Annotated in this window: 5 protein-coding genes; all 5 read left to right on the top strand. The window is 66.4% G+C overall.

The window, feature by feature from the left end:
- A partial coding sequence (locus QOJ24_RS02775) for an SRPBCC family protein (protein ID WP_526258878.1) occupies positions 1 to 463 on the top strand: 463 nt, incomplete at its 5' end.
- A complete protein-coding gene (locus QOJ24_RS02770) occupies positions 460 to 990 on the top strand; it encodes an aromatic-ring-hydroxylating dioxygenase subunit beta (protein ID WP_526258876.1) in 531 nt (176 codons plus the stop codon). The genes QOJ24_RS02775 and QOJ24_RS02770, both read left to right, overlap by 4 nt.
- A gap of 15 nt (positions 991 to 1005) precedes the next feature.
- On the top strand, positions 1006 to 2574 hold the full coding sequence (locus QOJ24_RS02765) for a class I adenylate-forming enzyme family protein (protein WP_526258874.1): 1569 nt from the start codon (positions 1006 to 1008) through the stop codon (positions 2572 to 2574).
- Positions 2567 to 3352 (top strand): enoyl-CoA hydratase/isomerase family protein, encoded by a 786-nt coding sequence (locus QOJ24_RS02760; RefSeq protein WP_526258872.1) that lies wholly within the window; start codon positions 2567 to 2569, stop codon positions 3350 to 3352. Before QOJ24_RS02765 ends, QOJ24_RS02760 begins: the two co-directional genes overlap by 8 nt.
- Positions 3353 to 3365: 13 nt before the next feature.
- Positions 3366 to 4423: aldehyde dehydrogenase family protein (locus QOJ24_RS02755; RefSeq protein WP_526258870.1), on the top strand; the 1058-nt coding region annotated here is incomplete at its 3' end.

Genomic DNA, 4423 nt, shown 5'->3' with positions numbered 1-4423 from the left:
GAAGCTGCCCTCCTACGTCGACGCGTTGGAGGAGGCTTACGGTCCCGAGCAGGCGCACGATGCGTTGGTGGTGGGGCCGCCCCACACCCTGATCTGGCCCAACCTCTTCCTGGCGGAGATGAACGTCATGTTCGTCGAACCGCAGGCGCCCGACCGCACCGTCGCGTACACCACGGCCGTATTGATCCCGGGCCAGGACGCGTTGAACGAACGCACGCTGCGGCGCTCGGAGGGAGCGATGGGGCCGGCGGGGTTCCTCATCGCCGATGACGGCGAGATCGGCATGCGCAACCAGGCCGGGCTCGCCGCGGAGCTGCCGGAGTGGCTGGTTCTGGCGCGCGGCGTGGAGCACGACATCACCGACGACACCGGAATCATCAACCGGGACAAGAGCGCCGAGACGCCACAGCGCGGGTTCTACTCGCAATGGGCGGCCGTCGTCGGAGGAGGGACGGGAGCGTGACCGTCGACGCTGCGTCAGAACAGCCGACAACTCAGACTCGTCCCGCGCTGCGGGCCCTCCCCGACGCAGAGATCCTTGCCTTCCTGTACCTGGAGGCTCGGCTGGCCGATGAAGGCCGCTACTCGGAGTGGGAGACGCTCTGGGCCGATGACGACGACACCGTCGAATACCGGGTTCCCATGCACCCCGGCGACGATCCTCGAACCACGCTGGCCTACATCAACGACAACCGGCGGCGGATCAAGAGCAGGGTCGCTCAGCTGAACACCGGCACCCGGCACTCCCAAACGCCGCCCTCGGTCATGCGGCGCGTCATCTCCAACAGCGAAGTGGCCGCCGAGGATGGCGACACCGTCACAGTCGAGTCGAATTTCGCACTGTTCGAATATCGCATCCGTCAACGGTTCTGGGCTGGCCGAGTGCTTCACACGATTCGCCGGACGGCGGACGGCCCGCGGCTGGTCCGCAAGATCGTGCACCTGGTCGACGCGGGCGGTCCCGTCGAGACATTGGCATTCCTGATATGACGGTTCGTTGATCTGATGCTCGTCGGAGACATCGCCACCAACAACGCGCGCCGTTATCCGGACAAGCGCGCACTCGTCGACGCCGACCGGGTGCACACCTGGACCCAGGTCGACGAGCGGGCCCGCCGGCTGGCCGCCTACCTGGCCGGGCGGGGACTGGAACCCGGGGACCGGGTGATGGTGATCGCGCGCAACTGCATCGAGTGGCCGGAGATCTCGTTCGGGCTGGCCAAGGCCGGGTTGATCGCGGTGCCGGTGAACATCAGGCTGGCGCCCGACGAGGTGGCCCACGTCCGCGACGACTGCGACGCACGAGCCGTGATCGTCCACGCCGACCAGATCGACAGGTTTCTCGGCGAATTGACCGGACTGAAGACGATATTGGGCATGGGCGCACAGACGGTGAACGGCGTCAGCGAGTTGGTCACCGACTACGAGACGGCGCTGGCAGCGGCTCAGCCGAACGCGGGTAGCGGTGATATCAGCCCCGACGATGTGGCCGTCATCCTCTACACAAGTGGCACCACCGGTCGCGCCAAGGGCGTGATGCACACGCATCGCGGCCTGCTCTACCAGGCGGCCGACACCAATCTGGTGACCGAGGCAAACCGGTCGGACGTCATGTTGGCCACCACCCCGTTCTTCACCGCGGGCGGCATGGTGCGCACCGTGTCCTGGCTGTATTTGGGACAGACGATGGTCATCCACCAGCGCTTCGATCCGCAGGCTGTGATCGACGAGATCGAGCGCAGCGCAATCACCTTCACCACCTTCATCCCGACGATGCTGCACAGGACGTTGACCATCCTGGAAGACGGTCCCCCTCGGGACATGTCGAGCCTGCGACGAATCTCCTATGGTTCAGCGCCGGTGCCACCGGGCCTGGCGCGCAAGGCCATGGACCTGCTCGGCTGCGACCTTCAGCAGCGCTACGGACTGACCGAATGCGGCGGACAGGCCACCATCCTCACGCCGCAGGATCACCGTGACATCATCGCCGGGAGAACGTCGATCGCCACCTCATGCGGCCAGGAGACTCCGATGTGCGCGATCCGCGTCATCGACGCCGACGGCAATGACGTGCCGGTCGGCGACGTCGGCGAGATCGTCATCGTCAGCCCCGCCAACTCTGTTGGTTACTGGAAGCTGCCACAGCAGACCGCGGAGACCTTCCGTCCCGACGGGCTGCGCACCGGCGATCTGGGCTACCTGGACGCCGACGGCTACCTGCACATCACCGGCCGTCGCACCGACCTCATCATCTCCGGTGGATTCAACGTCTACCCCGCCGAGATCGAGCGGGTCATCGCGCAGCATCCCGGGGTGGACATGGTCGCTGTGGTCGGCGTACCGGATCCCGAATGGGGCGAGACACCCGTCGCCGCGGTGATTCCGAAGTCTCACGTGCACGACCGGCCGGCGCTGACCGAGGAGCTTGCTGCGCTGTGTCGCGCGGAGTTGGCCGGCTACAAGCAGCCGCGGCGGTTTGAATACCGCGAAGAATTCCCGCTCGGCCCGGCCGGAAAAATCCTCAAACGGGAGATCGCTAACCAAGTTATACAGGTAGGATCGGCCCGTGACTGACCTGGGTAATCTGCAGACCATCGAGTTCGACGTGTCCGATCACGTCGCCACGGTGGCGTTGAACCGGCCCGAGAGGCTGAACAGCTTCACCGAGCAGATGGCCGCCGACCTCGCGACGGCGTGGGCGCGTATCCGCGACGACGACGACATTCGGGTAGCGGTGCTGTGCGCGAACGGCGACCGGGCCTTCTGCACCGGCATCGATGTGTCAGAGGGGACCTGGTGGACCCATAAGTCGATCTTCAACCAGGAAGATCCGGGAGAGCTGCTTGGGCCGAAGGCGCACCGGGTGTGGAAGCCGGTGATCGCAGCGCTTCACGGCATCGTGGCAGGCGGCGCGATGTACTTCGTCAACGAGTGCGACTTCTCCATCTGCAGTGAGACAGCCACCTTCTTCGATCCGCATGCCAATGCCGGCATCGTCTCCGCGCTGGAGCCGATGGGCATGCTCGCGCTCGGCGTCCCCTACGGCGAGGTGATGAGGTGGGCTCTGCTGGGCAGCGAGGAGCGGATGTCGGCACAGACCGCACTTCGGATCGGCATCGTCACCGAAGTAGTCCCCGACGATCAGTTGCGGTCCCGGGCAACCGAATTGGCGTGCGAAATTGCTGCACGACGTCCCCTGGGGGTGCAGGGCACGGTTCGCGCCATGTGGGAGGCTCGCGATCTGCCCCCCAGCACCGCCGCTCGACACGGCAAGTTCTACACAGATTTGGGTAACGCCGGCGCAGGCCGGACCGACTCGCGCGCCAACAAGAAGTCACCGCGCACCCGATGAGGAGATGGTCGAGATGACGGACACCGCGACAGAGCAATTGGTGCAGTTCGAATTGCTGATCGACGGTGAGCAGACCGCCGCCGCATCGGGTGCCACCTACGACAGCGTCGATCCCTTCACCGGCGGCCCCTGGGCGCGTGTACCCGACGGCGGCCCTGCGGACGTCGACCGTGCGGTGGCCGCGGCACGGGCCGCGTTGCACGGCCCGTGGGGGCAGTTGACAGCGACGGCGCGAGGCAAGCTGTTGTGGCGGCTGGGCGAGATCATCGCGCGCGAGGCGGAGAATCTGGCCGAGTTGGAGGTCCGCGACGGCGGCAAACTCGTTCGCGAGATGGTCGGTCAGATGAAAGCCCTGCCGGACTATTACTTCTACTACGCCGGGCTGGCCGACAAGCTGCAGGGCGAGGTGGTCCCGGTCGACAAGCCGAACTTCTTCGTCTACACGCGCCACGAGCCCGTCGGCGTGGTCGGCGCGATCACCCCGTGGAACTCGCCGCTGCTGCTGCTGACGTGGAAGCTGGCCGCCGGCTTGGCCGCGGGGTGCACGTTCGTCGTCAAGCCGAGCGACCACACCCCCGCGTCCACGCTTGCATTCGCAAAGCTGTTCGCCGAAGCGGGCTTTCCGCCCGGTGTGATCAATGTGGTGACCGGCTGGGGACCCGAGACCGGCGCCGCGCTGGCGGCGCACCCGGACGTCGACAAGATTGCGTTCACCGGGTCCACCGCCACCGGCATTCATGTCGGCAGGGCCGCGATCGAGAACATGACACGGTTCTCCCTCGAACTGGGCGGCAAGTCGGCACAAGTCGTGTTTCCCGACGCCGACCTCGACGCCGCCGCCAACGGCGTGATCGCGGGGGTCTTCGCCGCCACCGGCCAGACCTGCCTGGCGGGCTCTCGCCTGCTGGTCCACGAAAGCGTCGCCGATGCGCTGGTCGAGCGCATCGTCGCCCGTGCGGCGACCATCAAGCTCGGGGATCCGAAGGACCCGGCGACGGAGATGGGGCCGGTCTCCAATCAGCCGCAGTACGAGAAGGTCCTGTCGCACTTCACCTCTGCTCGCGAACAGGG

Origin of the sequence: Mycobacterium sp., from assembly GCF_032159775.1 — a bacterium.
Taxonomy (GTDB): Bacteria; Actinomycetota; Actinomycetes; order Mycobacteriales; family Mycobacteriaceae; genus Mycobacterium.
The sequence above is the reverse complement of the archived record's forward strand: the minus strand, read 5'-3'. Positions and strand labels throughout refer to the sequence as shown.

Excerpts from the sequence above, each read along its gene's own strand:
- QOJ24_RS02765 (WP_526258874.1), top strand. The coding sequence starts at position 1,006 with ATGCTCGTCGGAGACATCGCCACCAACAACGCGCGCCGTTATCCGGAC.